26 protein-coding genes and 2 riboswitches are annotated in these 24,670 nt (G+C 65.1%); of the genes, 13 read left to right on the forward strand and 13 right to left on the reverse strand.

Annotated features, from left to right (window positions below; genetic code table 11):
• Positions 1-35: 35 nt before the first annotated feature.
• Positions 36-184, forward strand: a riboswitch (FMN riboswitch).
• Positions 185-263: 79 nt separating this feature from the next.
• Positions 264-701 carry a 6,7-dimethyl-8-ribityllumazine synthase gene (locus tag LHL23_RS19290; protein WP_226431137.1) on the forward strand — a complete coding sequence of 146 codons (438 nt, stop codon included), beginning with the start codon at positions 264-266 and terminating at the stop codon, positions 699-701.
• A gap of 62 nt (positions 702-763) precedes the next feature.
• On the opposite strand, the gene LHL23_RS19295 is transcribed toward LHL23_RS19290, so the two are convergent.
• From LHL23_RS19295 to thiB, 3 genes are read right to left on the reverse strand one after another with little or no spacing between them, the layout of a single operon-like run.
• The gene (locus LHL23_RS19295) at positions 764-1,456 is read right to left on the reverse strand and encodes a thiamine ABC transporter ATP-binding protein (RefSeq protein WP_226431138.1); all 693 of its coding nucleotides are present in this window, start codon (positions 1,454-1,456) and stop codon (positions 764-766) included.
• Positions 1,443-2,999, reverse strand: a complete 1,557-nt coding sequence (locus tag LHL23_RS19300) for a thiamine/thiamine pyrophosphate ABC transporter permease ThiP (protein ID WP_226431139.1) — start codon at positions 2,997-2,999, stop codon at positions 1,443-1,445. Before LHL23_RS19300 ends, LHL23_RS19295 begins: the two co-directional genes overlap by 14 nt.
• The gene (gene thiB, locus LHL23_RS19305) at positions 2,975-3,952 is read right to left on the reverse strand and encodes a thiamine ABC transporter substrate binding subunit (protein ID WP_226431140.1); all 978 of its coding nucleotides are present in this window, start codon (positions 3,950-3,952) and stop codon (positions 2,975-2,977) included. The genes LHL23_RS19300 and thiB overlap by 25 nt, the downstream gene beginning before the upstream one ends.
• Positions 3,953-3,984: 32 nt before the next feature.
• A riboswitch (TPP riboswitch) is annotated at positions 3,985-4,076 on the reverse strand.
• A 232-nt stretch (positions 4,077-4,308) separates the two neighbouring features.
• Between thiB and aroC the strand changes: the two genes are divergently transcribed.
• Complete coding sequence (aroC, locus tag LHL23_RS19310; protein ID WP_226431141.1) at positions 4,309-5,409, forward strand: chorismate synthase; 1,101 nt, start codon at positions 4,309-4,311, stop codon at positions 5,407-5,409.
• Between the two features lie 64 nt (positions 5,410-5,473).
• Here aroC and LHL23_RS19315 read toward each other — a convergent pair whose 3' ends face one another.
• Positions 5,474-5,890, reverse strand: a complete 417-nt coding sequence (locus tag LHL23_RS19315) for a MerR family transcriptional regulator (protein ID WP_226431142.1) — start codon at positions 5,888-5,890, stop codon at positions 5,474-5,476.
• A gap of 73 nt (positions 5,891-5,963) precedes the next feature.
• On the opposite strand from LHL23_RS19315, the gene LHL23_RS19320 reads away from it, so the two are divergent.
• Entirely contained in the window at positions 5,964-6,602 is a 639-nt protein-coding gene (locus tag LHL23_RS19320) for a cation transporter (protein WP_226431143.1), read from the forward strand.
• A gap of 121 nt (positions 6,603-6,723) precedes the next feature.
• On the opposite strand, the gene LHL23_RS19325 is transcribed toward LHL23_RS19320, so the two are convergent.
• The gene (locus tag LHL23_RS19325) at positions 6,724-8,226 is read right to left on the reverse strand and encodes a malonate--CoA ligase (RefSeq protein ID WP_226431144.1); all 1,503 of its coding nucleotides are present in this window, start codon (positions 8,224-8,226) and stop codon (positions 6,724-6,726) included.
• Between the two features lie 94 nt (positions 8,227-8,320).
• On the opposite strand from LHL23_RS19325, the gene LHL23_RS19330 reads away from it, so the two are divergent.
• Entirely contained in the window at positions 8,321-9,256 is a 936-nt protein-coding gene (locus tag LHL23_RS19330) for a DMT family transporter (RefSeq protein ID WP_226431145.1), read from the forward strand.
• Between the two features lie 56 nt (positions 9,257-9,312).
• On the opposite strand, the gene LHL23_RS19335 is transcribed toward LHL23_RS19330, so the two are convergent.
• The gene (locus LHL23_RS19335) at positions 9,313-10,011 is read right to left on the reverse strand and encodes an SDR family oxidoreductase (protein ID WP_226431146.1); all 699 of its coding nucleotides are present in this window, start codon (positions 10,009-10,011) and stop codon (positions 9,313-9,315) included.
• A 102-nt stretch (positions 10,012-10,113) separates the two neighbouring features.
• Between LHL23_RS19335 and LHL23_RS19340 the strand changes: the two genes are divergently transcribed.
• Positions 10,114-10,950 (forward strand): LysR substrate-binding domain-containing protein, encoded by an 837-nt coding sequence (locus tag LHL23_RS19340; protein WP_226431147.1) that lies wholly within the window; start codon positions 10,114-10,116, stop codon positions 10,948-10,950.
• 3 nt (positions 10,951-10,953) lie between these two features.
• On the opposite strand, the gene LHL23_RS19345 is transcribed toward LHL23_RS19340, so the two are convergent.
• The 4 genes from LHL23_RS19345 to LHL23_RS19360 all read right to left on the reverse strand — a co-directional run bounded on the left by LHL23_RS19345 (position 10,954) and on the right by LHL23_RS19360 (position 14,077).
• Entirely contained in the window at positions 10,954-11,325 is a 372-nt protein-coding gene (locus LHL23_RS19345) for an SPW repeat domain-containing protein (RefSeq protein WP_226431148.1), read from the reverse strand.
• A 137-nt stretch (positions 11,326-11,462) separates the two neighbouring features.
• Positions 11,463-12,422, reverse strand: coding sequence for an AraC family transcriptional regulator (locus LHL23_RS19350; protein WP_226431149.1), 960 nt, complete (start codon positions 12,420-12,422; stop codon positions 11,463-11,465).
• Positions 12,423-12,537: 115 nt separating this feature from the next.
• Positions 12,538-13,008 (reverse strand): MgtC/SapB family protein, encoded by a 471-nt coding sequence (locus tag LHL23_RS19355; protein WP_226431150.1) that lies wholly within the window; start codon positions 13,006-13,008, stop codon positions 12,538-12,540.
• A gap of 202 nt (positions 13,009-13,210) precedes the next feature.
• Entirely contained in the window at positions 13,211-14,077 is an 867-nt protein-coding gene (locus LHL23_RS19360) for a branched-chain amino acid aminotransferase (protein ID WP_222476732.1), read from the reverse strand.
• A 162-nt stretch (positions 14,078-14,239) separates the two neighbouring features.
• Between LHL23_RS19360 and LHL23_RS19365 the strand changes: the two genes are divergently transcribed.
• The 7 genes from LHL23_RS19365 (at position 14,240) to LHL23_RS19395 (ending at position 19,959) form a co-directional block, all read left to right on the forward strand.
• Positions 14,240-14,743 (forward strand): MarR family winged helix-turn-helix transcriptional regulator, encoded by a 504-nt coding sequence (locus tag LHL23_RS19365; RefSeq protein ID WP_222476734.1) that lies wholly within the window; start codon positions 14,240-14,242, stop codon positions 14,741-14,743.
• 6 nt (positions 14,744-14,749) lie between these two features.
• Complete coding sequence (locus LHL23_RS19370) at positions 14,750-15,451, forward strand: response regulator (protein ID WP_226431151.1); 702 nt, start codon at positions 14,750-14,752, stop codon at positions 15,449-15,451.
• Positions 15,452-15,580: 129 nt separating this feature from the next.
• Positions 15,581-16,507, forward strand: a complete 927-nt coding sequence (locus LHL23_RS19375; protein ID WP_226431152.1) for a histone deacetylase family protein — start codon at positions 15,581-15,583, stop codon at positions 16,505-16,507.
• Positions 16,504-16,746 (forward strand): exodeoxyribonuclease VII small subunit, encoded by a 243-nt coding sequence (locus tag LHL23_RS19380; RefSeq protein ID WP_027235853.1) that lies wholly within the window; start codon positions 16,504-16,506, stop codon positions 16,744-16,746. The genes LHL23_RS19375 and LHL23_RS19380 overlap by 4 nt, the downstream gene beginning before the upstream one ends.
• Positions 16,747-16,749: 3 nt before the next feature.
• Positions 16,750-17,634, forward strand: a complete 885-nt coding sequence (locus tag LHL23_RS19385) for a polyprenyl synthetase family protein (RefSeq protein WP_226431153.1) — start codon at positions 16,750-16,752, stop codon at positions 17,632-17,634.
• 41 nt (positions 17,635-17,675) lie between these two features.
• A complete protein-coding gene (dxs, locus tag LHL23_RS19390) occupies positions 17,676-19,604 on the forward strand; it encodes a 1-deoxy-D-xylulose-5-phosphate synthase (RefSeq protein ID WP_226431154.1) in 1,929 nt (642 codons plus the stop codon).
• Entirely contained in the window at positions 19,597-19,959 is a 363-nt protein-coding gene (locus LHL23_RS19395; protein ID WP_226431155.1) for a 1-deoxy-D-xylulose-5-phosphate synthase, read from the forward strand. Before dxs ends, LHL23_RS19395 begins: the two co-directional genes overlap by 8 nt.
• A gap of 42 nt (positions 19,960-20,001) precedes the next feature.
• Here the strand turns inward: LHL23_RS19395 and LHL23_RS19400 are convergent, their stop codons facing one another.
• Positions 20,002-20,871: an SDR family oxidoreductase gene (locus tag LHL23_RS19400; protein ID WP_226431156.1), complete on the reverse strand. Its 870-nt coding sequence runs from the start codon at positions 20,869-20,871 to the stop codon at positions 20,002-20,004.
• Positions 20,872-20,944: 73 nt separating this feature from the next.
• Here LHL23_RS19400 and LHL23_RS19405 point away from each other — a divergent pair, with 73 nt between their 5' ends.
• Positions 20,945-21,580, forward strand: coding sequence for a class I SAM-dependent DNA methyltransferase (locus LHL23_RS19405; RefSeq protein WP_222476742.1), 636 nt, complete (start codon positions 20,945-20,947; stop codon positions 21,578-21,580).
• A 225-nt stretch (positions 21,581-21,805) separates the two neighbouring features.
• On the opposite strand, the gene LHL23_RS19410 is transcribed toward LHL23_RS19405, so the two are convergent.
• Together LHL23_RS19410 and LHL23_RS19415 are read right to left on the reverse strand one after the other, a co-directional pair.
• On the reverse strand, positions 21,806-22,591 hold the full coding sequence (locus tag LHL23_RS19410) for a carnitinyl-CoA dehydratase (protein WP_222476744.1): 786 nt from the start codon (positions 22,589-22,591) through the stop codon (positions 21,806-21,808).
• A 50-nt stretch (positions 22,592-22,641) separates the two neighbouring features.
• Positions 22,642-24,669, reverse strand: a complete 2,028-nt coding sequence (locus LHL23_RS19415; protein WP_226431157.1) for an acetate--CoA ligase family protein — start codon at positions 24,667-24,669, stop codon at positions 22,642-22,644.
• Position 24,670 lies beyond the last annotated feature (1 nt).

Raw genomic sequence — 24,670 nt, forward strand, 5'->3', positions numbered from 1 at the left:
CTCTTGAAAATCCGCACGCCTGTTGGCAAGGTCCGTTTCGTTCTCAGGGCGGGGCGGAATTCCCCACCGGCGGTAAGCGGGCACGTCCCGTAAGCCCGCGAGCGGCTTCCAAGGTTTGGAAGTGTCAGCAGATCTGGTGCGATTCCAGAGCCGACGGTCACAGTCCGGATGGAAGAGAACGTGCAGAAGGGCGGCGCCAGGCGTGCGCCCGTCTGTTCGTGATCGCCTTGGGTGACGTGTCAGAAGCACAAGGAGATTACGAGATGACACACACCCGCTATGCCTTCATCAAGGCGCAATGGCATGCCGATATTGTCGACCGGGCGCTGGAGGGCTTCCTGCAGCTGATCCCGGCGGAACAGGTCGACGTGTTCGATGTTCCCGGCGCTTTTGAAATGCCGCTCTTGGCGCAGGAACTGGCCAAGACTGGGAAATACGCCGCTGTCGCCTGCGCTGCCTTTGTGGTGGATGGCGGCATCTACCGGCACGATTTTGTCGCCCAGGCGGTGGTCGACGGGCTGATGCGCGCCGGCATGGACACCGGGGTGCCGGTGCTGTCGGTGTCGCTGACCCCGCATCAGTATCAGGAGACTGAGCACCACAACGCGATTTACCGCGCGCATTTTGTGGAGAAGGGGCGTGAAGCTGCAAATGCCGCGCTGATGATCACCAAAACGCGGAAAACGGTGCTGGCTGCGTAAAACAGCGGCCAACGCCTGCCCCCGGCAGGCGCAGGCCGGGCCGCAAGCGGCCCGGCCATTGTTCACCCCAAATAAGCCTTCAAGGCAGGCGGCGGGTTGTCCAGCAACTCCGCCGTCGCTCTGGGCGGATGCGCCTCGCCCTCCGCCACCAGCACCACCTGATCTGCAATCCGGCGGGCGTCATTCGGGTCATGGCTGACCATCAGCACCGTGGCGCCGCTTTCGCGGGCCAGTTCCGCCACCAGATCCAGCATCTCAGCCTTCATCGCCGGGCCCAGCGCGGCAAAGGGCTCATCCAGCAGCAGGATATCGCGCCCCTGCACCAGAACCCGCGCCAGCGCCACCCGGCTTTGCTGGCCGCCGGACAGCGCCGCAGGCTTGCGCCCGCCCATGCCGCCAAGTCCAACCCGCGCCAATGCCGCGCCGACCCTATCCCACTCCAACTGGTTCAGCCGCAGGTTTGCATGCAGCCCCAAGCCAACGTTCTGCGCCACGGTCAGATGCGGAAACAGGTTGCCGTCCTGAAACAGCATCGCCACCGGCCGCTTGCCCGGCGGCTGGCGGGTCAGGTCGGCTCCGTTCCACAAGACTCGCCCGCGGGTGATGGGCAGAAAACCGGCGATCGCCTCCACCAGCGTGGATTTCCCGGCGCCAGACGGGCCGATCACCGCCACGCAAGCTCCGGGCGCGATCTCCAGATCCGCCTCCACCGCGTAATCGCCGTTCATGATCCGGCAGTTCTCAAGCCTCAGCATGCCAGCGCCCCCCGCGGTCCAAAATCCAGAACGCCCCCATCGACAGCATCAGCAAGAGCAGCGCCGCACCCGCCGCCGCCTCCATCCGGTAGGCCCCCATCAGCCGGTAAATCTGCAAGGGCAGCGTTGCGAAATCCGGATCGGCAAACAGCGCCACCACGCCGAGGTCGCCCATCGACAGGGCGGCCGCCAGTCCTGCGGCAAACCCCGTCTGCGCCCGCATCCGCGGCAGGTAGACCCGGCGCACAAAGGCCCAGCCCTGCATGTCCAGCGACAGCGACAGGCGGCCATAGCGCCCCAGCACCTCCCGGGCGCGCGGGACCAGGATACGCATGGCAAAGGGCAGCGCCATCACCGCATTGACCAGCGCCGTCACCGGCAGCACCAGGGCAAAGGGGTCCGCAATGGGATAGATCAGGATGAACAGCCCGGTGCCGATCACCAGGGGGGAGGCCGCGAGGCCAAGAATGCCCGACAGTTCAGTTATGCCGTTGCGGCCCGCCGCCACGGCAGCCGCCATCGGCAAGGCAAGCGCCAGCAGGATCACGGTGCTAAGCGCAGCAACCAAAATGGAGTTGCCAGCCGCCTGCCAGACACTGCCTTTTAAGGCTGTCAGCCCCGGCAAGCCTGCCAGCACTATTGCGCCCAGCGGTAGCAACAGAAAAACAGCGGAAAAGACTATCCAGAAAACATCAGCGCAGCGCGCGGGCCGACCCTGCCCGTCCCAGCGCCGCACTGCCCGGTCAAGGCCGGCGCCAAAGCCTTCACCAGCTGACACCCGCAGCGCAACCAGCGCGGCAGCACCAGTCAGCAACAACTGCAGGCCCGACAGCAGCGCCGCCCGTCCTAGGTCGAAATCAAAGCGGAACGCCTGGTAGATAGCAAGTTCGATGGTGGTGGCCCTTGGCCCCCCGCCTAAAGTCAGCGCCACCGCAAAGCTGGAGAGGCAAATGGCAAAGACAACCGCAAACGCGCCCGGCGCCACCCGCCGCAGCATCGGGCCTTCCAGCAGCCGCCACATCGCCAGCGGCCCGGCATCCAGCTGCGCCGCCAGGCGGAAGCGTTCGGCAGGGATTTCCTGCCAGCCTTGCAGAATCAGCCGGGTCGCCAGCGGCAAGTTGAAAAAAACATGCGCCAGCACCACCCCGTGCAGCCCGTAGATCTGCACCGGCTCCAGCCCGAACAGCCCCAGCAAGCTGCTCAGCCAGCCGGCGCGGCCGAAGACCGCCAGCAAGCCAAGAATGGCCACAATGACAGGCAGAATGAAGGGCGCGCCCAACAGCGCGATCAGCAGGCTCCGCCCCCAAAACCGCCGCCGCGCCAGCGCGCGGGCGACAGGGATGGCAAGGCCAACGCTCAAGAGCGCCGACAGGCTCGCCTGGGTCAGCGTGAACCGCAGCGCGGCCCAGTCGCTGGCGCTAAACCCGGTGCCGGCCTCGGCCCGCAGGGCAACAGCCCCCAGCGTCCCCAGAATCAGCGCCGCCACCAGAAGGGCCGCGCTGATACCGGGAAAGGCGCTTACTGGCTGAGCGCGTCCAGCCATTCGCCCAGCGCCGCATCGCGCACGTCCGCTGCCTCAGTCTCGCTCAGCAGCAGCGATTTCTCCGGCGCGATCAAGGTTTCGAACCCTTCCGGCAGGCCCGCCGCCGGGGTCACAGCCGGGTACATCCAGTTGGTGGTCGGGATTATCGATTGGAACGCATCCGACACCATAAAGGCCAGGAACTGGTCGGCCAGCTCCGGCTGGTCGGTGTTTGCGAGCTTCGCTGCAACTTCCACCTGCATGTAGTGGCCCTCGTCAAAGGCAGCCGCTGCCTTGGAGCCGTCTTCCTCCGCAATCAGATGGTAGGCGGGCGAGGTGGTGTAGGACAGCACCATGTCGGCCTCGCCCTCCAGGAACATGCCATAGGCCTCGGACCAGCCCTTGGTCACGGTGACCACGTTGTCAGAGAGGCCCTTCCAGATCTCCGGCGCTTCGTCGCCATAGGCGGCCTTGACCCACAACAGCAGGCCCAAGCCGGGGGTCGAGGAGCGCGGATCCTGAATGACAATCTTCTTGTCGCTGGCGGCCAGCGCCTTGAAATCCGCAGGCGCCGCGGCATCGGCGTTGTGGACAAAGGCGAAGTAGCCCCAGTCATACGGTACAAAGGTCGCGTCATTCCATTCGACCGGCAGCGCATAGTCGGCGCTGACCGAATGCTCCGCAAACAGGCCGGTTTCCTTGGCCGCCGCGGTCAGGTTGGTGTCGAGGCCCAGAACCACATCGGCGTCAGAGCGTGCGCCTTCCAGCTTGACCCGCGCCAGCAGTGCCGCGCCGTCGCCAGCGCCCACCAGTTTCAGGTCGCAGCCGCAGACTTCCTCAAACGCTTTTTCCACCGCCGGGCCGGGGCCCCAATCGGAGACAAAGCTGTCATAGGTATAAACGGTGAGTTCGGGCGTATCGGCAAAGGCTGCCGAGGCGCCAAGCAGTCCCGCTGCAAATGCAAGATGTTTCATGCCATCCTCCTTTGCGGCTTTGGGCAAGGGTGGAGGCTGTCCAGTACCTTCCCTCCGCCGGTGTGATCCGGTTCAGGTTCAACGGGTGTCATCTCAGCGCCGAAGCGCACCCCGAGGTGGCGCGGACATTAGGGTTTGGCCGCAACAAAGACAAGCCAAAGCCCCGCCAGGACCTACGCTTCAGGCAAACTGGACCGCTGCCGGCGCCGATCCCCTGTTCTTCCGGCTGAAAATATCCCCGGGGGAGCCGCCGCAGGCGGCTGGGGCAGCGCCCCCTGTTCCTATGCCGCAGAGGAATCCGCTTGAGGCACAGGCCCCTGCCCGCTAAGCACGTCCCGCAAAGGAGACCGCGCCTCATGTCGATGAACAGCTTTGGACACCTCTTCCGCGTCACCACCTGGGGCGAGAGCCACGGGCCCGCGCTTGGCGCCACCGTCGACGGCTGCCCGCCGAATGTGCCGCTGGAGCCGGAAATGCTGCAGCAGTGGCTGGATAAGCGCCGCCCCGGCCAGAACAAGAACACCACCCAGCGCAATGAGCCGGATGCGGTGAAGATCCTGTCCGGCGTGTTCGAGGGCAAATCGACCGGCACCCCGATCCAGCTGATGATCGAAAACACCGACCAGCGGTCCAAGGATTACGGTGAGATTTCCCAGACCTTCCGTCCGGGCCACGCCGACATCACCTATTTCCAGAAGTATGGCAACCGCGACTACCGCGGCGGCGGCCGCTCCTCGGCACGCGAGACCGCGGCGCGGGTTGCAGCCGGCGGTGTTGCACGTGAAGCAATCAAGGCGCTGGTGCCGGGGCTGGAGATCAAGGGCTACATGACCCAAATGGGCGAGCTGGAGATCGACCGCAGCCGGTTCGACTGGGACGCGATTGATCAGAACGATTTCTGGATCCCTGACGCAGGCGCAGTTCAGGAATGGGAAGACTACCTGCAAGGCCTGCGCAAGGCGCATGATTCCGTTGGCGCCGTGGTTGAGGTTGTTGCCCGGGGTGTCCCCGCAGGCATCGGCGCGCCCGTCTATGGCAAGCTGGACACCGATCTGGCCGCCGCGATGATGTCGATCAACGCAGTCAAAGGCGTCGAGATCGGCGAGGGCATGAATGCCGCGCGCCTCAAGGGCTCGGAAAACGCTGATGAGATCTTCATGGGTGAAAACGGCCCGGAGTATTCCTCCAACCACGCCGGCGGCATCCTGGGCGGGATCTCCACTGGGCAGGATGTGGTGGTGCGGTTTGCAGTGAAACCGACCTCCTCAATCCTCACACCGCGCAAGTCAATCCGCAAGGACGGCTCCGCCACCGAAGTGATCACCAAGGGCCGCCACGACCCCTGCGTCGGCATCCGCGCGGTGCCGGTGGCCGAGGCAATGATGGCCTGCGTGATCCTGGACCACCTGCTGCTGCACCGCGGCCAGATCGGCGAAAACCAGGGCCGCATCGGCTGAGGATCAGGCCCTAGCAAGGGGAGTTGCCCGAATTTGGTTCGGGTGGCGCCTCTCAGCCTGCGCCTCAACCGTGCTCGCCCGCGCATTGGCTGTGGTCGCCCAGCGCCGTCAGCACCTTGCAACAGCCGCCGCTGCCGCCGTCGCACAGGTGGCTGATCCGCTCCAGTTCGGACGCCAGCTGCTGCAGCTTGCGGATGCGGTCCCGCACATTGGCCAGCTGGCTGCGGGCAATCCGGTCGGCCTCGGCGCAATCATCGCCCAGATGCCCGTCCAGCCCCATCAGCGCCTTGATGTCCTCCAGCGAAAACCCGAGATCGCGCGCGTGTTTGATGAAACCCAGCGCGTCCATGCCGTCCTGCCCGTAGCGGCGCTGGTTGCCGGCGTTGCGGCCCGGTTCCGGCAATAGGCCGATTTCCTCGTAATAGCGGATGGTGGGCACCTTGACGCCGGTGGCCTTGGACAGCTGGCCGATGGAAAACATGCGCAAACCCTCTTGATGCTCTAGTGACTAGAGGCCTTACATTGGTATCGAATCAGGAATGAGGACAAGAGCAATGGCAGGCTGCTGCAACCACAGCGCAAAATTCGACGGGGTCTCGGACGACTACAAACGCAGGCTTTGGCTGGTGATCGCCATCAACGCCGGCATGTTTGCGGTGGAAATGGGTGCGGGCCAGCTGTCCGGCAGCCAGGCGCTGAAGGCGGACGCCTTGGATTTTCTGGGTGACGCGCTGACCTATGGCATTTCGCTGGCGGTGATCGGGGCCACTCTGCGCACCCGGGCGCTGGCGGCACTGGGCAAGGGCATCAGCCTGTTGCTGATGGGGCTCTGGGTGTTCGGCTCCACTGTATACCAAGTATTCTACGTCGGCGTGCCGCAGGCCCATATCATGGGGGTGATCGGCTTCATGGCACTGGCGGCGAACCTGATCTCGGTGCTGCTGCTGGCCCGCTACAAGGACGGCGACGCCAATGTGCGGTCGGTCTGGCTGTGTTCGCGCAACGACGCGATTGGCAATGTGGCGGTGATGTTTGCGGCCCTGGGGGTTTGGGGCACGGCAACCGGCTGGCCGGACCTCATTGTGGCCGGCATCATGGGCGGGCTGTTCCTGAACTCCGCCTTACAGATCCTGGTGCAGGCCGTGCGGGAATGGCGCGCGGAAGAGGCGCACGCGGCGGCGCATACACACTAAGAACCGAGAGCTGCGCATGCCTGGGCTGGCCCAAATGCGCCTGTCCGTTTTGCCGGAGGCAAACCTCCGGTTTGACGGGCAGGCAGGCGCAGCCCGGCCTACCGGCCGGGTAGAGCAAAGGTTAGGCAAAAAGACCCTCGTATTCCTCGCGCAGGGCTTTCTTCTGCACCTTGCCCATAGTGTTGCGCGGCAGGGCCTCCAGCAGGATGATCTCCTTGGGCTGCTTGAACTTGGCCAATTGCCCCGACAGAGCCGCCTTGATCGCCTCGGCGCTGGTGCCTTCAGTCTCCGGCACCACCACAGCCACCACACCCTCGCCGAAATCGGGATGCGGCACGCCAATCACCGCGCTTTCCAGAACGCCGGGCAGGTCGTCGATCAGGCTCTCAACCTCCTTGGGATAGACGTTGAAGCCGCCGGTGATGATCAGGTCCTTCTCGCGCCCGACAATGGTGACATAGCCGTCGGCGTCGACCTTTGCCATGTCACCGGTGATGAACCAGCCGTCTGGTTTCAGCTCTTCCGCCGTCTTCTCCGGCATCTGCCAGTAGCCCTGGAACACGTTCGGGCCGCGCACCTCCAGCACGCCGATCTCTCCGGCGGGCACCTCGGCGCCGTCCTGCATCACCCGGGCTTCCACGCCCGGCAGCGGGAAACCGACGGTGCCCGCGCGACGCTCACCCTCATAGGGGTTGGAGGTGCTCATATTGGTTTCGGTCATCCCGTAGCGTTCCAAGATGCGGTGGCCTGTGCGGGCCTCCCACTGCTCATGGGTATCGACCAGCAAGGGCGCAGAGCCGGAAATGAACAGTCGCATATTGGCGGCGCGTTCGCGCGTCAGCCGTTCATCCGCCAGCAGGCGGGTATAAAACGTCGGCACCCCCATCATCGCTGTGGAGGACGGCATTGCCTCCAGAATGGCATTGGCATCAAAGCCCGGCAGGAACACCACCTGGCTGCCTGCAAACAGCGCCACATTGGTCGCCACAAACAGCCCGTGGGTGTGGAAGATCGGCAGCGCGTGGATCAGCACATCGTCCTTGGTGAACCGCCAGTAGTCGCGCAGGGTCAGCGAGTTGGACGCCAGGTTATCATGGCTCAGCATCGCGCCTTTGGAGCGGCCGGTGGTGCCGGAAGTGTAAAGGATCGCCGCCAGATCATCTGGCTGACGTGACACGGGTGCAAAACCGGACTGTCCATCCGCCAGATCGCGCAGGCTTCCCTGCCCTGCGGCGTCCAGTGTCAGCACCTTTGCCCCAGCCGCAATGGCGCCGATTTCCTCCAGCCGCGCCGGATCGCAAACCACCACGCACGGAGAGGCGTCGCCCACAAAGTAGGCCACCTCCGGCCCGGTATAGGCGGTGTTGAGCGGCAGGAAGATACCGCCGGCCATGACGGTGCCAAGGTACAGTTCGATCGCCTGAATGGTTTTTTGGACCTGCACCGCCACCCGGTCACCGGGCTGCACGCCTTGGGCGGCCAGCGCCGCTGCCATCCGCTCCGCGCCGGCAAACAGCGCGCCGAATGTGACAGTGCTGCCGTCTGGAAGCCGGGCAAAAACATCCTCCTCGCGCCCCAGCGAGGACTCGCGCAGCTGGCGGATCAGGTGGTTGTCGTCATACATCGGCGGCTCCTTCATCTGGCGGCGCCATTTGCGCGCCTTGGCCCTCCGAAATCAAGCCATTGATCTTTGCGGCGCTTGGGCGCAGGGTCGCGCCATGGCGGAATCCTTAACATCGCATCGGCCTGTGCTGGCGGTCCTGCTGAAAGTGACTGCCATTGCGCTGTTCACCGCACTGTCCGGGATCATCAAGGCCACCTCGGAAACCGTACCGGCAGGCGAGGCGGTGTTCTTCCGCTCCTTCTTTGCGATCCCGGTGATCGTCATCTGGCTGGCCGCGCGCGGGCAGCTGCGCCAGGGGCTGATCACCAGGAAGCCGATGTTTCACGTGTGGCGCGGACTGGTCGGCACCTCGGCAATGGGGATGACCTTCATGGGGCTGGCGCTGCTGCCGCTGCCGGAGGTCACCGCCATCGGCTATGCCACCCCGATCTTCACCCTGATCCTTGCGGCGCTGTTTTTGGGCGAGACCATCCGCCTGGTGCGCATCAGCGCCGTCGCCATCGGCCTCTTGGGCGTGCTGATCATGATCTGGCCGCGCCTCGGCGGCGACCTCGGCGATGGCGCCATGCTGGGGGTGCTGCTGGTGGTTGGCGCCACTGTCGCCCGCGGATTTGTGCAGATCCACATCCGCCGCATGGTGCAGTCCGAGCATACCGCGGCCATCGTCTTCTATTTCTCGCTGACCGCCTCTGGCCTGGCGCTGCTGACCGCCCCCTTCGGCTGGGTGATGCCGGATGCGCAAACCGCGGCGCTGCTAGTCAGCGCCGGGCTGGTCGGCGGGGTGGCACAGATCCTGGTCACCTCCTCCTACCGCTTTGCGCCCGCCTCGATGCTGGCGCCTTATGACTATGCCTCGATGATCTTTGCCATTGTGATCGGCTATGTCTGGTTCAACGAGTGGCCGACGCTGGTGATGCTGGCCGGTGCGGCGCTGGTGATCGCCGGCAATGTGCTGGTGATCTGGCGCGAGCACCGGCTGGGCCTGCGGCGCGGCAAGGCCAAGCCGCTGATCGACCCAAAGGGCGGATAGCAGGCTCTAACACGGGATTACTGCAGTGTTAGAGCCTGCATCCCTACCGGCCCGGCTCAGATCGCGCGGGTCAGCCCCCCGTCGACGCGGATGTTCTGACCAGTGGTATAGGCCGCATCATCGGAAGCCAGATAGGCGATCAGCGCTGATACTTCGCGGGCGGTGCCATAGCGCCCCATCGGGATGCGCGCCTTGCGGTCTTCGGTTTCAGGCAGGCTGTCGATGAAGCCCGGCAGCACGTTGTTCATCCGCACGCCCCGGGCCGCGAACTTGTCGGCAAACAGCTTGGTAAAGCTCGCGAGCCCGGCCCGGAACACGCCAGAGGTCGGGAACAGCGGGTCCGGCTCAAACACCGCAAAGGTGGAGATGTTGATGATCGACCCATTGCCCTGCGCCGCCATGACAGGCGCCACCAGCCGGGCCGGGCGGATCACGTTCATCAGGTAGTATTCCATCCCCAGATGCCAGTCCTCATCACTGATCTCCATGATGTCGCCCTTGGGCCCGTGGCCTGCCGAGTTGACCAGCACGTCGATCCGCCCCCAGCGGTCCATCGCCTTGTCCACCAGCGCCTGCAGATCGCTTTGTTCGAGGTTGGAGCCTGTATGGCCCACCCCGCCCAGCTCCTGCGCCAGCGCCTCGCCCTTGCCGGAGGAGGAGAGGATCGCGACCTCATACCCCTGCGAATGAAGGTGGCGGGCAGCATCCGCGCCCATACCGCTGCCGGCGGCGGTGAAGAGAGCAACCTTGGTCATGTCTTTACTCCTTTGCTTGCCCTCAGGATGGCTGCTCAGGCCGCGCTTGACCAATCATATCTCATCGCGCCAGACTGTAGAAAAACTACTGGCTGAGACCTGATGCGCCTGCCCAACCTCAACGCTCTGCGGATGTTCGACGCCGCTGCCCGCCACCTGAACTTCGGCCGCGCGGCAGAGGAGCTGCACCTGACCCAGGGCGCAGTGGCGCAGCAGGTGCGGCGGCTGGAGGCGGATCTGGGCCACAAGCTGTTCCACCGACACGCCCGCGGGCTGATGCTGACCGACACCGGGCGCAGCTATCACGCCCCGGTCCGGCAGGCACTGGCGCTGATCCGCGAGGCAACGGACAAGCTGGCGCCGGCAGTGCAGCGGGTAACGCTGTCGGTGCCGCCCTCCTTTGCCTCGAAATGGCTGGTGCCGCGGCTGCCGGAGTTCGAGGCCCGCCACCCCGATATCGACCTGCGGGTCGTGGCAGAGGAAAGCCTGACGGACTTCAAGCGCGACGGCATCGACATCGCCATCCGCCAGGGCGGCAAGCCGCAGGAAAGCAGCTTGAACTCTGCGCTCCTGTCACTGGTGGATCTGGTGGCGGTGGCACGCCAGGATTCGGCTCTAACTAAGGAGGATTCACCCGAACTGGCGGGTCTGGCGCGGCACACCCTGATACAGGACGGGCACCGGCACTGGGATCTGCTTCTGCGGCAGGAGGGGCTCACCGCCGCGGGCCGGGTGCTGCAATTCAACCAGACCGCGCTGGCGATGGATGCGGCAATGAACGGGCAGGGCATTGCCCTTGTGCCCCGTATTTTCCTGGGCAGCCAGCCGCTGGCAGAGCTGTGGCAGGCACCGCGGCTGGGGGATCAGGGCTTCTACGTGCTTTGGCCCAGCACTCAGGGCCGGGCCAAAACAGTGGTGGACTGGCTGCTGCGCCAATAGCGGTCAGGCAGAGGCGGCCTCAGCCCCTTCCGGCGCGCTGAGCGAGATCACAGCAACCACGGCAGCGCCGTTGAGCCAGTAGAACACTGCATCCAGCCCGGCAAAGCCAAAGGCAAAAGGTGCTGCCAGAAAGGTGAGGCCGACAATCAGGTCGACCGTCAAATGCAGTTTGTAGGGCAGCACCCGGATCAGGCCGAGGTGATGGTCGGTCAGCACCGTCAGGACAAAGGCGGCGATGCCGGTTGCCACCGACAGCCACAGCGCCAGCGGGTTGCTTTCGCCGAGGCCCAGCAGGAACGGCAGCCCCATCAGGGCGATGGCCACAGGGTAGTCGAGATAGGCGTGGATGGTGCGGGTCACAAAGCGGAGGGGCATGGGTCAGGTCCTTGTTACTGAGGTCTCTTGGCCGCCGATGCGGCTGTAGCCCCAATCTGCCCCATCAGAACCGGACGCTGAATTTCAGAAGCCCCCGCAAATTTTGCAGATCGTACAGAAGCGGGGAGCCCAGCGGGTCAGGCAGCCCTGTGCTGCTGCCGGTAGGCCGCCGGGGACATGCCGACCTGCTTACGGAACACCCGCGAAAACGCCGCCTCGGAGGCGTAGCCGGCAATCTCGGCCGCATCCGCAACGTTCAGCCCCTGCTCCGTCAGCCCCTGGCAAGCGATTTGCATCCGCCAGCTGGTCAGGTACTGCATCGGCGTCACCGCCATCTTGGCGGTGAATTCCTGGGCAAAGGCGGTGCGCGACATGCCGGCCTCGCGCGCCAGGCCCTCGACGCTCCACTCCTGCGCCGGCGCCTGGTGGAACGCGGTCAGCGCGCGGGAAAGCCGCGGATCGGCAAACCCAGCCAGCGCCGAGCCGCTGGGGCTTTGATGCTCCAGATAGGCGCGGATGGCCTGGGCAAACAGCACCTCGGACAGTTTCAGCGCAATCAGGTCGCCACCAATACGGGCGCCCTGCACCTCGGAGCCGATCATCCGCAGTGTCGCCTCGATCCAGGCGCCTGCCTCTTCGCCGTAGTTCTCGATCACGATGTAGGGCGGCAGCCGGTCGATCAGCATATGCCCGGTGCCGCGCCGCCCCGGCATCCCGGCAAAGGAGAAATGGCCGCAGATCAGCTGGGTATCGCGGTGCTCTTCCGCGCCGCCATAAACCAGCACCCCGCCGCCGTCGTAACCGGCATCCTGCAGCACCTGCTCCAGCGGCAGGGCCTCCAGCGGCTGCACCTCGTTGCACAAGAGCATATGCGCATTGCCATGCGGGATCAGCACCAGATCCCCCTGCCGCAGCCGCAGGGTACCGCCGGTTGCCGGCACATGCACCTTCAACTCCCCGCGCTGCACGAAATGAAACCGTGCCACGTTCTGGAACGGCGGCACCTGGACCCCGAAGGGCGGACTAAAGGACGTGCGGAAGTAAAGCGTCCCCCTAAGGGACAGCCGGGTGAGAATATCGCTGAGAAGATCCAACATGCCTTTCATGTTAGTTGCCATGCATCCCCCGTCCATGGCGCCGGATGATCTGCAAGGAAATGTGAACGATCAGGCAGCCGGATCCCGGCATTTCAAGACACCGGACAGAGCAGTGCTACTCGCTGATGTCCGGCCGGTCCTTGCTGCCGCGGCTGCTCATCAGGCGGCTCATGGCGAGAATTGCCGCAGCCCCAGCGGCCAGCAGTACCGCATGGACATAATAGCCAAGCCCCGACGCCATGCCGACCCCTCCGGCCACCCACAGGCTGGCCGCCGTTGCCATGCCGCCGACCCGCTCGTCGCCCTGGATGATTGCGCCGGCACCCAGAAAACCGATCGCGCCGACAAGCCCTTGCATGATCCTTGTCGGGTCGGCCCCCATCTCGAGGGTCAGCGCCTCCATCGACATTTCCATGGTGATCAGCGTAAAGCCCGCCGCTCCGAGCGAGACAATCATGTAGGTCCGCATACCCACCTTGCGGTGCCGCAGTTCCCGGTCCAGCCCCAGCAGCGCCCCGGCAGCAGCGGCGCAGATCAGCCGCAGGCCCAGTTCAAGATAACTCACATAGGCAATGCTCAGGTCCATCGTGTTCCTGCTCCTTCTTGGCGGGCAGCAGCGTGCAGCCTGCCCAGGAATGACTTTTCAGCAATATGCCCGACTATGGCACAGGGCTGAAAAAATTGCAGGAAATTGGCTTGGCGACCAGACGCTGGCGCAATCAGGCCGGCCCGCAAAGCAAAACCCCCGCGCGATGGCGGGGGTTTTCACCTGGCTTTCTAAAGGCTGCTTAGGCGCGGACCAGCTTCTCGTAATCCTCGGCGATCTCGCGGGTCAGATCACCAACCTCAAACGTATAGTCGCCGATCTGCCCCACCGGGGTGACCTCGGCCGCGGTGCCGGTCAGCCAGCACTGCTCAAAACCTTCCATCTCTTCCGGCTTGATGCGGCGCTCATGCACGGTGATGCCCTTGTCTTTCAGCATCTGGATCACGGTCTGGCGGGTGATGCCGTTCAGGAAGCAGTCGGCCAGCGGCGTGTGCACCTCGCCATCCTTCACAAAGAACACGTTGGCGCCGGTGGCCTCAGCCACATAGCCGCGCCAGTCCATGAACAGCGCGTCAGAGCAGCCCTTGGCCTCTGCCTTGTGCTTGGAAATGGTGCAGATCATGTAGAGACCCGCCGCCTTGGCGTGAACCGGGATGGTTTCCGGGCTCGGGCGCTTCCATTCCGCGATGTCGAGCTTGGCGCCCTTCATCTTGGCGTCGCCGTAATAGGCGCCCCAGCCCCAGACCGCGATCGCCATGCGCACCGGGTTCTTGGCGGAGGCCACGCCCATGTCCTCGCCGGAGCCGCGCCAGACCAGCGCCCGCACATAGGCGTCCTGCAGGCCGGAGGCCTTCAGGGTTTCTTCCTTGGCCGCCTCGATCTGGTCGACGGTGTAGGGCATCGGCATGTCCAGTGCCTCGGCCGATGCGATCAGGCGCTCGGAATGCTCGCGGCTCTTGAAGATCTTGCCGTTGTAGGCGCGCTCGCCCTCGAACACGGAGGAGGCGTAATGCATCGCATGGGTCAGGATATGCACCTTGGCATCCCGCCAGTCGACCAGCTCCCCATCCATCCAGATCACACCGTCGCGGTCGTCGTAACCAGCCATGCCGCACCCTCCTGAATTCTGCGGTGATTTTCATTTATTGCGCAAGTTAAGGCCGGAGCGGGCATAATCTTGCGCCAAAGCTGCGATTCGATACATCTTCACCCTTGGAATGTCAACAACACTGACATAAACTGACCGGCAAGACAGACGAGGGGGCACCACATGCCTGAGGGCCGGACAGGGCAGGGATACGGCAGCGAAAGCCTGCTGTTTCTGACAGATGAACAGCTGCGCCAGGGGATCGAGGCAATGTTTTTTGCCTACCGCGGCTTTACCGCCGATCCGGACCGGATCCTGGCCGAGATGTCCTATGGCCGCGCGCACCACCGCGCCATTCACTTCATCAACCGCTCGCCGGGCACCACGGTGAACAATCTCCTGAGCATCCTGGGCGTCACCAAACAGTCTCTGAACCGGGTGCTGCGCACCCTGATCGGCGACGGGCTGGTGATCTCCAAGGTGGGGGAGCTCGATAAGCGCGAGCGCCACCTCTACCTGACCGATCAGGGCCAGGCACTGGAGGCGACGCTGTCCGACGCCCAGCGCGCCCGGATGCGCGCCGCCTACAAGGATGCCGGCCCCGAAGCGGTGCAGGGCTTCAAGACGGTGCTTGAGGCAATGATGGATGCGGACATGCGCCGCGCCTATGCCAAGCTGCGGGACTAAGGCACCATGAGCATACACGACGCCCATCTGCTGATCGTCGATGACGACGAGCGCATCCGCGGCCTCTTGAAGAAATTCCTGATGCGCTCCGGCTTTCTGGTAACCGCTGCGCGCGACGCCGCCCATGCGCGCCGCGTGCTGGCCGGCCTCGACTTCGACCTGATCGTGATGGATGTGATGATGCCGGGCGAGGACGGCGTGTCGCTGACCCGCTCCCTGCGCGAAACCATGACCACCCCGATCCTGCTGCTGACCGCCAAGGGCGAGACCGAGGACCGGATTGCGGGCCTAGAGGCAGGGGCGGACGACTATCTGCCGAAACCTTTCGAGCCCAAGGAGCTGCTGCTGCGTGTCAATGCGATCCTGCGGCGGATGCCGGACACCGTCACGCAGGAGGCCGCCCCCAAGGTGCTGCACCTGGGCGCCATCCGCTATGACATCGAGCGCGGCGAGATGTGGCAAGGCGATGAGCTGATCCGCCTGACCGGCACCGAAAGCCAGCTGATGAAAATCTTCTCCGCCCAGCCCGGCGAACCGGTCTCCCGCACCAAGCTGGTGGAGGACCTGGGCCGCGACCGTGGCCAAGCGCAGGAGCGCGCTGTTGACGTGCAAATCACCCGGCTGCGCCGCAAGATCGAGCCGAACCCTAAACAGCCGCAGTACCTGCAAACGGTGCGTGGCGCGGGCTACATGCTGGCGCCGGACTAAGGCACGGTCAGCGCCTCCTTCTGGCCCTAAATTTCCCGGGGTCCGGGGCAGCGCCCCGGATTCCCCTTGCGGCCGCAACCCGCCCCCTCCTAGGGTCGCGCCAAGACCCGCAGCCGGAGGAACGCGCCCATGACCACCGCCCTGATCACCCACGCGGATTGCCTCAATCACGTCACACCTGAGGGCCACCCGGAACGGGTCGCGCGGCTGGAACACATCCTGCACACGCTGGAGCCCTTGGACCTGAAGCGCGTGACGGCCCCGATGGCGGCTGAGGATGACATCCTGCGCATCCACCCGGCCGGCTACCTGTCGGACCTGCGCAAGGCCTCCCCGACAGAGGGCTGGGCGCAGATCGACGGCGATACCTTCCTGTCCCCCGGCTCGCTGGATGCCGCCTTCCGCGCGGCGGGGGCCGTGGTGCGCGGCGTCGACATGGTGCTGGGCGGCGAGGTGCAGAACGCCTTTGCCGCGGTGCGCCCGCCGGGGCATCACGCAGAAACGGATACCGCCATGGGCTTTTGCCTGTTCGGCAATGCAGCGCTGGCGGCCAAGCACGCGCTCGATCACCATGGCCTCAGCCGCGTTGCGGTGGTGGATTTCGACGTCCATCACGGCAACGGCACCCAGGACCTGCTGTGGGACGAGCCGCGCGCATTGTTGATCACCAGCCAGCAGATGCCGCTGTGGCCCGGCTCCGGCCGCCCGGATGAGGACGGCGCCCATGGCCAGATCCTCAACATGCCGCTGCCGCCGGGATCGGGCCGGGCAGAGATGCAGGCGGCCTATGAAACCCAGGCTTTCCCGCGCCTGCGTGCGTTCAAGCCGAAGCTGATTATCATCTCGGCCGGATTCGACGCCCACCAGGACGACCCGCTGGCCAGCCTCAACTGGGCCACTGCCGATTTTGCCTGGATCACCGCGGAACTCTGCAAACTTGCCAGTGAGCTGTGCCAGGGCCGTATCGTCTCGACTTTGGAAGGCGGATATGATCTGAACGCGCTGTCCGCGGCAACCCGCGCGCATGTGGAAGAATTGATGAAGGCACCGGCATGACTGAGACCCCCGTAGAGCAGATGAGCTTTGAACAGGCGATGCGCGAGCTGGAAGGCGTGGTGGACCAGCTGGAACGCGGCGATGTGGCGCTGGATGCCTCGATCGCTCTGTACGAACGCGGCGCCGCGCTGAAGAAACGCTGCGAGGATGAGCTGAAGCGCGCCGAGGAAAAGGTCGCCGCGATCACCCTGGACGCCAACGGCACCCCCAAGGGCACCCAGCCGCTGGACGCCGGCTGATCGATGAGCGCCGCAGCAGACGCCCGGACCCGCCCCTTCGCGGAGGCGCTGAAAGACGCGCAAGGCCGTATCACCGCACATATGGAGTTGCGGCTGGCGGGCAGCGATGAGCTGCACGCCGCGATGCGTTACGCCATCACCGGCGGCAAGATGCTGCGCGGCTTCCTGGTGCTGGAAAGCGCCCGCTTGCACGGGGTCGCGGCAGAGGCCGCCATCGAGGCTGCGCTTGCCATCGAATGTATCCATGCCTACTCGCTGGTGCATGACGATCTGCCCTGCATGGACGACGACGACTTGCGCCGCGGCCAGCCCACCGTGCACCGCAAATGGGACGAGGCGATGGCGGTTCTGGCAGGCGACAGCCTGCAAACCTTCGCCTTCGAGCTGCTGGCGGACCCCAAGATCGGGCCCCATGCGCTGACTCTGATCCGCGGGCTGGCGCAATCCTCCGGCAAGGACGGCATGGTGTCGGGGCAGATGCTGGACATTGCGGCAGAAACCGCCGGCGCGCCGCTGACACTGGAACAGATCACCCTGCTGCAGGGCCGCAAGACCGGCTGCCTGATCGAATGGTCCGCCACCGCCGGCGCAGTACTGGCCGGTGAAAACCCCGCCCCGCTGCGGCAATACGCACGCGCCCTGGGCCTTGCTTTCCAAATCGCCGACGACATCTTGGATGTCGAAGGGGACGCCGCCAAGGTCGGCAAGGCCGTGCGCAAGGATGCCGATGCCGGTAAGGCAACATTTGTCTCCTTGCTGGGGCTGGCAGAGGCAAAAGCCCGCGCACAGTCGCTTTGCGATGAAGCCTGCGCCGCGCTATCCCCCTATGAAGCAGACGCCGCAACCTTGAAGGAAGCCGCGCGTTTCGTTATTGCGCGCGACAGCTAACCCCGCGCCACGACCCTCAAGGCGCAGCCCAAGGAGACACCATGTCCGACCGGCCCAAGACCCCGCTTCTGGACCAGATCACGCGCCCCGCGGATCTGAAGGGGCTGACGGATGCGCAGCTGGTGCAGGTGGCCCATGAGCTGCGGCAGGAAACCATTTCCGCGGTTTCCGTCACCGGCGGTCACTTGGGCGCAGGCCTCGGCGTGGTGGAGCTGACCACCGCCTTGCACGCGGTTTTCGACACGCCGCGGGACAAGGTGATCTGGGACGTCTCCCACCAGTGCTACCCGCACAAGATCCTGACCGGGCGCCGCGACCGCATCCGCACCCTGCGGATGAAGGACGGGCTCAGCGGGTTCACCAAACGCTCCGAGTCGCCTTATGACCCGTTCGGTGCTGCCCACAGCTCCACCTCGATCAGCGCCGCGCTTGGCTTTGCCGTGGCGCGCGACCTTGGCGGTGTGATCCCCGAGGGCAACGGCGATGCCATTGCAGTGATTGGCGACGGTTCGATGTCGGCCGGCATGGCGTTTGAGGCGATGAACAACGCAGGCCACCTGGGCAAGCGGCTGTTCGTGATCCTGAACGACAATGAAATGTCGATCGCTCCGCCAGTGGGGGCACTGTCCTCCTACCTGTCCCGCCTTTATGCCGGTGAGCCGTTCCAGGAGCTGAAGGCCGCCGCCAAGGGCGCGGTCTCGCTGCTACCGGAACCCTTCCGCGAAGGCGCCAAGCGCGCCAAAGATATGATTAAGGGCATGGCCGTCGGCGGCACGATGTTCGAAGCACTCGGCTTCTCCTACCTCGGCCCGATCGACGGCCATGACATGGATCAGCTTCTGCCGGTCCTGCGCACGGTCAAGGCCCGCGCCACCGGCCCGATCCTGATCCACGTCCTCACCAAGAAGGGCAAGGGCTACGGCCCGGCTGAGCGCGCCCGCGACAAGGGCCACGCCACCGCCAAGTTCGACATGGTGACCGGTGAGCAGAAGAAAGCCCCCTCCAACGCGCCCTCCTACACTTCGGTCTTCGGCAATGAGCTGGTGAAGCTGGCCGCCAAGGACGACAAGATTTGCGCCGTCACCGCGGCGATGCCCGATGGCACCGGCCTCAGCCTGATGGCAGAACGCTACCCCTCGCGCTGCTTTGACGTCGGAATTGCCGAGCAGCACGGCGTCACCTTTGCAGCGGCGCTAGCGGCCGGCGGGATGAAGCCGTTTTGCGCGATGTATTCCACCTTCCTGCAGCGCGGCTATGACCAGGTGGTGCATGACGTGGCGATCCAGCGCCTGCCGGTGCGCTTTGCCATCGACCGCGCCGGGCTGGTCGGCGCCGATGGCGCCACCCATGCCGGCAGTTTCGACATTGCCTTCATGGCCAACCTGCCCGGCATGGTGGTGATGGCCGCCGCGGATGAGGCCGAACTTACCCATATGGTCGCCACCGCCGCCGCCCATGACGACGGCCCCATCGCCTTCCGCTACCCGCGCGGCGAGGGCGAAGGCGTCGAGATGCCGGACACGCCGGAAGTTCTGGAGATCGGCAAGGGCCGGATGATCCAGCAGGGCAAGCGCGTGGCGCTGCTGTCCTTCGGCACCCGTTTGGGCGAGGTCAAAAAGGCTGCAGAATCTCTTGCTGCCAAGGGCATCACCCCGACCATTGCCGACGCCCGCTTTGCCAAGCCGCTGGACCGCGACCTGATCCTGCAGCTGGCCGCGGATCATGAGGCGCTGATCACCATCGAGGAAGGCGCGGTGGGCGGCTTCGGCTCCCACGTCGCCCAGCTTCTGGCGGAGGAAGGCGTGTTCGACGGCGGTCTCAAGTACCGCTCCATGGTGCTGCCCGACACCTTCATCGACCAGGCCAGCCCGGCAGACATGTACGAGATCGCAGCCATGAACGCGCCGCAGATCGAGGCCAAGGTGCTGGAGGTTCTGGGCGTGGCGACGATTGGCGAGAAGCGTGCGTAAGATTGGCCGGGAAGAAAACCGCGATCACGCGCTCACTCTTCCCGATGCATTCAAGCCTGACCGCTCCCGGATCATGTACATTGAAGACAAGTCCGAAGGTCTGAATGGACCCGCACGGATTGGCCGTGTCTACTTCTCGAAATCAGGCAAGTCACTTTACTACCAAGGCAGAGTTTTCCAGAGCCTCAAGGGTTCAGGCTTCAAGGCAAACTACTTTGATGTGGATAGCGGGGAACACTTCTGGATTTCCGGCCCGCGCAAAGATCAGAATGACAGGCTGTACGGTGGCTTCCGGGACGTGGTCATCGACGAAGATGTCCAAGACGAATACGCCAAACTAATTCAAGCAGGCTGACGGAACCAAAATAGGGCGTTGCGTTGCAAGCACTCCTGGAAGTTACACCCCCGGCGGTTCCGCAGGCGGCACAAAGCTCTCCATATCCTCGGCTTCCAGCACCGCCCGCAGCCCCTCGCGGTAGGTTGGATAGAGCAGCTCCACCCCCAGTTCGTCCTTGATGAGGCGGTTCCGCACCCGCTTGTTCTCGCCATAAAAACTGCGTGCCATCGGGGTCATGCCAGCCTCTTCAAAGGGCACCTCCGCCGGCACCGGCAAGCCCAGCAGCTCGGCGGCATGGCCCAGCACATCCTGCGGCGGGGCCGGGTCATCGTCGCAAACGTTGTAGATGGCACCGGGGCGCGGCTGCGCGATGGAGGCGGCCAGCACCTGGGCAATGTCCTCGACATGGATACGCGAGAACACCTGCCCCGGCTTGATGATCCGCCGCGCCTTGCCCGCCATCAGCTTGGCAAAGGGGCCGCGGCCGGGGCCATAGATGCCTGCCAGCCTGAAAATATGCAGCGGCAGGCCGGGGATCGCCTGCCATTGCGCCTCAGCCAAGGCCCGCCAGTCGCCGCGCTGGCTGGAGGGAGTGACCGGCGTGTCCTCATCCACCCAGGCGCCGTCGCGGTGGCCGTAGACGGCGGTGGTCGACAAATACCCTACCCATTCAAGGCCCGGGGCTGCGGCAATTTCGTCACCCATCGCGGCCAGCACCGGATCGCCGTCCGCAGCGGGGCCGATCGAGTTCAGGATATGCGTCACGCCGTCCAGCGGCACCGTCTGGCCAGGCCAGGTGATCATCTCCACGCCTTCAGCCGCCACCGGCTCGCGCGAGGTGCCGATGACACGCCATCCCGCCGCCAGCAGGCGCGGCGCAAGCGCCCGGGCGGTATAGCCAAATCCAAGACAAAGCAGCGTTTTTCCCATGGCTCCTAGATGCGTCGCCACAGCCCGGGGCGCAAGGGTTGATTCGAATCTCCGCAACGACTTTGATGGCCCGATGAAAAAACAACCACCCGGATTGTCTGATGCCTATGGGTTGAGCACGCCTGAGGATTCCCGGCGGCTTTATGCGGACTGGGCCGGCACCTACGATCAGGATTTCGCCGCCGGGCAGGATTACCTGCTGCCCGGATTGACAGCCAAGGCTTTTGCCGCCGCCGGGGGAGAAGGTCCGGTTCTGGACGCGGGCGCGGGCACCGGACTCTGCGGCCAGGCGCTGCGGGCGCTTGGGGTCGAGCCTGTGGACGCCACCGACATCAGCGCCGCCATGCTGGCCGAGGCGCTGCGCAAGGACGCCTACCGCGACGTGATAGAGGCCGACCTGCTGGAGGGCATCCCGGTGCCGCGCGGCTCCTACCGCGGCGTGGTGTCTTCGGGCACTTTCACCCACGGCCACCTGGGCCCTGAGGTGCTGCCCTCCCTGCTGCGCGTGGCTGCGCCCGGTGCCTGGTTTGCCTTGTCGGTGAATGCCAGGTTCTACGAAAAGGCAGGGTTTGCCGAAGCCTTTGACCGGCTGCTGCGCGGTCAATGGATCAAGAGCCTCACCCTGCCGGAGCTGCGCATTTATGGCTCGCGGGCCACCGGGGCTCACAAGGACGACACCGCGCTGATTGCTCTGTTCCAGAAAGTTTAGAATGCCCCGCCAGCGCAGGGTCAAGGGAGGCGCAGCCTCCGTGCGGCACGCGCGGCTTGCCCTTGAGGCTGTGCTGGCGGATGACACAATCGATCAGGCTGCTTTAGGAGCAAACCTGCTCCTAAAGAGCTTCTCAGCGAAAGGAAAACGCCGCGCAAAGCGCGGCGCCGGGCCCAACTGTGCAGGGGCATCTTTGGATGCCCCGCAGCAGGCGGGAGAACCTCGTCAGCGGCCTTTCCAGACCGGATCGCGTTTTTCGGCAAAGGCGCGGGCGCCTTCCAGGTTGTCCTCGGAGCCGTAAAGCACATCCACCGTCTTGAGCTGGCGCTGCGTGATGCGGTTCATCGCATCCTGGAACTTGCTGTCCTCGGCATCGCGCACGATTTCCTTGATCGCCGCATAGACCAGCGGCGGACCGGAGGCGAGCAGCCTTGCCAGCTCCCAGGCACGGTCCATCAGCTGATCCGCAGGAACGATCTCATTCACCAGCCCCCAGCGGTTGGCCTCCTCGGCATCAAACCAGCGGCCAGTCAGCAGCAGTTCCATGGCGATATGGTAAGGAATGCGCTTGGGCAGCTTCACGCTGGCCGCGTCCGCCACCGTGCCGGAGCGGATCTCCGGCAGCGCAAAGGTCGCGTGACCGGCGGCAATGATCATGTCCGCCGACAGCGCCAGCTCCAGCCCGCCGCCGCAGGCGATGCCGTTCACCGCAGCGATCACCGGCTTGTTCATATCGCGCAGTTCCTGCAGCCCGCCAAAGCCGCCGACGCCGTAATCGCCATCCACCGCATCGCCGTCCGCCGCGGCCTTCAGGTCCCAGCCGGGGCAAAAGAACTTCTCGCCGCCGCCGGTCAGGATCGCCACCCGCAGCTCCGGATCATCGCGGAAGCCGCGGAACACCTCGCCCATCACCCGGCTGGTGGCCAGATCGATGGCGTTGGCCTTGGGCCGGTCCAGCGTCACTTCCAGAATGGCGCCGTCGCGGCGGGTTTTCACGGGGCTTTCACTCATGTCGTCTCCTCCTGGCATTTGGCATGCCGTTCTGTTTCAGGGCCGAAGCCTCAGTATTTCCGGCGCATCAGCGCGTCTGCCGCCACCGCATCCGAAGGGGTGCAAAGAAGCGGGTTGATCTCGATCTCCTCCAGACCCAGCGCGTTCTCCATCACGTAGGCTTCAACTGCGCGGATGGCGCGCAGGATTGCCTCCCGGTCTGCCGCCGGGGCGCCGCGGTAGCCGTCCAGCAGTTTGGAGACGCGCAGCGACTGGAGCGCGGCTTCGATCTCCGCTTCTGAGGCCGGCAGCAGGAAGGACGCGCTGTCCTCCATCAGTTCGGTCAGGGTGCCGCCCGCCGCCAGGGTCATGACAAACCCATGCGCCGGGTCCTTGACGACGCCGATCAGCAGCTCCGCCACCGCGCCGGTGACCATTTCCTCCACCAGGAAGCGCTCCGCAGGCATGTTGAAGGCTGCATCGCTCACCTCCTGGCCTGAGTTCAGGTTCAGCGCCACTGCTCCGGCTTCGGTCTTATGCGCGACGCCTTCGCCTTTCAGAACCACCGGGAAGCCGACATCCACCGCCACCGCGCGGGCATTGGTGGCCGAAGCCGCCCGTTTGGAGCGCGGAGTGCGCAGCCCATAGCTGGCAAGCTGCCATTTGGCTTCGGCTTCCGGCACCAGATCGGGCTCCACAACCGGCGTCGGCAGCAGCAGCGGCGCAGGCGCTTCCGGCAGCGGCAGGCTGGCCGCCTCGCAGGCGGCGATGGCCTCGCTGAGACCGCAGAAGGGCACCACGCCTGCGTCCATCAGCCGGGCCGCCACATCCTCAGGCAGCAGTTCCGGCAGGGTTGCCACCAGACCGACGTTGGCGCCAGTCCGCTCGCGCGAGCCGATGGCCGCCTGAATGGCGCATTCCCAGTCAGAGGCATCGCAGCGGTCGTCACGCGGGAAATCCACAATCAGCATGGTCATTGCCAGTTGCGGATCCATCATGGCTGAAAACGCCTTGGTCATCGCCTCGGTATCGCGCCAGATATAGGTGTGGTAGTCGAGCGGATTTGCCAGCGCCACCATCGGGCCCAGCGCGTCGCGCAGGTCCGTTTTTTGGCGCGCGTTCAGGGGCGGAAACTCCACCTTCCGTGCATGGCCGGTATCCGCGGCTAGGCTTGCCTCCCCGCCGGAACAGCTGATGGTTGCGATGCGGTTCGAGGGCAGCCGCCCCGCCGCATGCAACAGCTTCAGCGTTTCCAGGAAGGACGGCAGGTCATCCAGACGCGGAATGCCAAGGCGTGAGAGCAAAGCCCCGGCCCCCGCGTCGCCGCCTGCAAGCGAGGCGGTATGAGAAACAGTTGCGGCCCGGGCCTCGGCCGATTTGCCAACCTTCAGCGCAATGACCGGCTTGCCCAGTTCGCGGGCACGGGCGGCCAGCGCCTCAAACGCGCGCAGATCGCCAAAGCCCTCGATATGCAGGCCCAGCGCGGTAACACGGTCGTCCTCCAGCAGCGCCTCACCAATCGCGGCAATGCCGGACTGCGCCTGGTTGCCGGCGGTCACCACATAGGCCAGCGGCAGGCCGCGCTTCTGCATGGTCAGGTTGATGGCAATGTTGGAACTTTGGGTGACCAGCGCCACGCCCTTCTCCGCCCGCTGGCCGCCATGCTGGTCCGGCCACAGCAGCGCGCCGTCCAGATAATTGATGAAGCCATAGCAGTTGGGGCCAAGGAAGGGCATCTCGCCCGCCGCTTCCAGCAGCTGCGCCTGCAGGTCCGCGCCTTCGGCATCCTCGGCCGCAGCCTCCAGGAAGCCGGAGGCAAAGCACACCGCACCGCCGGCACCGCGCGCCGACAGCGCCCGCACCACTTCGATAGTGGCAAAGCGGTTCACCCCGATGAACGCCGCATCAGGCGCCTCCGGCAGGCTGTCCGCATCCTTGTACGCAGGCAGGCCCGCGACCTCTTCGGCCTTGGGGTGGACGGGCCAGATGGTGCCCTGAAAACCCATCTTCTGGCATTGCTCGATCACCAGACGGCACCATGCGCCGCCGCCAATCACAGCAATGGTTTTCGGGCGGAAAAGCCTGTTTAGAGACTGCATT

Source organism: Leisingera sp. McT4-56 (genome assembly GCF_020514995.1).
Classification (GTDB): Bacteria; Pseudomonadota; Alphaproteobacteria; order Rhodobacterales; family Rhodobacteraceae; genus Leisingera; species Leisingera aquaemixtae_A.

What these genes read in the sequence shown, in the direction of transcription:
- LHL23_RS19405 (WP_222476742.1), top strand. Translation starts at nt 20,945, where the DNA reads ATGAAAAAACAACCACCCGGATTGTCTGATGCCTATGGGTTGAGCACG.
- LHL23_RS19330 (WP_226431145.1), top strand. Translation starts at nt 8,321, where the DNA reads ATGGCGGAATCCTTAACATCGCATCGGCCTGTGCTGGCGGTCCTGCTG.
- LHL23_RS19340 (WP_226431147.1), top strand. Translation starts at nt 10,114, where the DNA reads ATGCGCCTGCCCAACCTCAACGCTCTGCGGATGTTCGACGCCGCTGCC.
- thiB (WP_226431140.1), bottom strand. Translation starts at nt 3,952, where the DNA reads ATGAAACATCTTGCATTTGCAGCGGGACTGCTTGGCGCCTCGGCAGCC.
- LHL23_RS19380 (WP_027235853.1), top strand. Translation starts at nt 16,504, where the DNA reads ATGACTGAGACCCCCGTAGAGCAGATGAGCTTTGAACAGGCGATGCGC.
- LHL23_RS19415 (WP_226431157.1), bottom strand. Translation starts at nt 24,669, where the DNA reads ATGCAGTCTCTAAACAGGCTTTTCCGCCCGAAAACCATTGCTGTGATT.
- LHL23_RS19360 (WP_222476732.1), bottom strand. Translation starts at nt 14,077, where the DNA reads ATGGCTGGTTACGACGACCGCGACGGTGTGATCTGGATGGATGGGGAG.
- LHL23_RS19350 (WP_226431149.1), bottom strand. Translation starts at nt 12,422, where the DNA reads ATGTTGGATCTTCTCAGCGATATTCTCACCCGGCTGTCCCTTAGGGGG.
- LHL23_RS19400 (WP_226431156.1), bottom strand. Translation starts at nt 20,871, where the DNA reads ATGGGAAAAACGCTGCTTTGTCTTGGATTTGGCTATACCGCCCGGGCG.
- LHL23_RS19325 (WP_226431144.1), bottom strand. Translation starts at nt 8,226, where the DNA reads ATGTATGACGACAACCACCTGATCCGCCAGCTGCGCGAGTCCTCGCTG.
- LHL23_RS19295 (WP_226431138.1), bottom strand. Translation starts at nt 1,456, where the DNA reads ATGCTGAGGCTTGAGAACTGCCGGATCATGAACGGCGATTACGCGGTG.
- LHL23_RS19355 (WP_226431150.1), bottom strand. Translation starts at nt 13,008, where the DNA reads ATGGACCTGAGCATTGCCTATGTGAGTTATCTTGAACTGGGCCTGCGG.
- LHL23_RS19370 (WP_226431151.1), top strand. Translation starts at nt 14,750, where the DNA reads ATGAGCATACACGACGCCCATCTGCTGATCGTCGATGACGACGAGCGC.
- LHL23_RS19290 (WP_226431137.1), top strand. Translation starts at nt 264, where the DNA reads ATGACACACACCCGCTATGCCTTCATCAAGGCGCAATGGCATGCCGAT.
- LHL23_RS19410 (WP_222476744.1), bottom strand. Translation starts at nt 22,591, where the DNA reads ATGAGTGAAAGCCCCGTGAAAACCCGCCGCGACGGCGCCATTCTGGAA.
- LHL23_RS19365 (WP_222476734.1), top strand. Translation starts at nt 14,240, where the DNA reads ATGCCTGAGGGCCGGACAGGGCAGGGATACGGCAGCGAAAGCCTGCTG.
- dxs (WP_226431154.1), top strand. Translation starts at nt 17,676, where the DNA reads ATGTCCGACCGGCCCAAGACCCCGCTTCTGGACCAGATCACGCGCCCC.
- LHL23_RS19375 (WP_226431152.1), top strand. Translation starts at nt 15,581, where the DNA reads ATGACCACCGCCCTGATCACCCACGCGGATTGCCTCAATCACGTCACA.
- LHL23_RS19335 (WP_226431146.1), bottom strand. Translation starts at nt 10,011, where the DNA reads ATGACCAAGGTTGCTCTCTTCACCGCCGCCGGCAGCGGTATGGGCGCG.
- LHL23_RS19385 (WP_226431153.1), top strand. Translation starts at nt 16,750, where the DNA reads ATGAGCGCCGCAGCAGACGCCCGGACCCGCCCCTTCGCGGAGGCGCTG.
- LHL23_RS19320 (WP_226431143.1), top strand. Translation starts at nt 5,964, where the DNA reads ATGGCAGGCTGCTGCAACCACAGCGCAAAATTCGACGGGGTCTCGGAC.
- LHL23_RS19315 (WP_226431142.1), bottom strand. Translation starts at nt 5,890, where the DNA reads ATGTTTTCCATCGGCCAGCTGTCCAAGGCCACCGGCGTCAAGGTGCCC.
- LHL23_RS19345 (WP_226431148.1), bottom strand. Translation starts at nt 11,325, where the DNA reads ATGCCCCTCCGCTTTGTGACCCGCACCATCCACGCCTATCTCGACTAC.
- aroC (WP_226431141.1), top strand. Translation starts at nt 4,309, where the DNA reads ATGTCGATGAACAGCTTTGGACACCTCTTCCGCGTCACCACCTGGGGC.
- LHL23_RS19300 (WP_226431139.1), bottom strand. Translation starts at nt 2,999, where the DNA reads ATGGCTGGACGCGCTCAGCCAGTAAGCGCCTTTCCCGGTATCAGCGCG.